The 553-nt window shown below is 66.5% G+C and carries 1 protein-coding gene; it reads left to right on the top strand.

The genetic code is table 11. From position 1 onward, the window contains the following. The coding region (nusG, locus tag AC13HU_RS38035) for a transcription termination/antitermination protein NusG (RefSeq protein ID WP_483046557.1) at positions 1–553 on the top strand (553 nt) is incomplete at both ends.

Below are 553 nucleotides of genomic sequence, written 5' to 3'. Positions count from 1 at the left end.
ACGCGGTTGCCGCGTTCCGCGAGGAGCTGCGCACCCTGCCCGGCGAGTGGTACGTCATCCACACCTACGCCGGCTACGAGAACCGCGTGAAGTCCAACCTTGAGCAGCGCGCCGTCTCGCTCAACGTCGAGGAGTACATCTACCAGGCCGAAGTGCCCCAGGAAGAAGTAGTCCAGATCAAGAACGGCGACCGGAAGACCATCCGGCAGAACAAGCTCCCCGGCTACGTCCTGGTCCGCATGGACCTCACCAACGAGTCCTGGGGCGTCGTCCGCAACACCCCCGGCGTCACCGGCTTCGTCGGCAACGCCTACGACCCCTACCCGCTGACGCTGGACGAGATCGTCAAGATGCTCGCCCCCGAGGTGGAGGCCGCGGCCGAGGCCGCCGCGATCGCCGAGGGCACCGCCCAGCCGCGCAAGGTCGAGGTCCAGGTGCTGGACTTCGAGGTCGGCGACTCGGTCACCGTCACCGACGGTCCCTTCGCCACCCTCCAGGCGACGATCAACGAGATCAACCCGGACTCCAAGAAGGTCAAGGGCCTGGTGGAGAT

The organism is Streptomyces sp. NH27, assembly GCF_056859195.1.
Note: the sequence above shows the minus strand (reverse complement) of the source record. Positions and strands in the feature narration are given on the sequence as shown.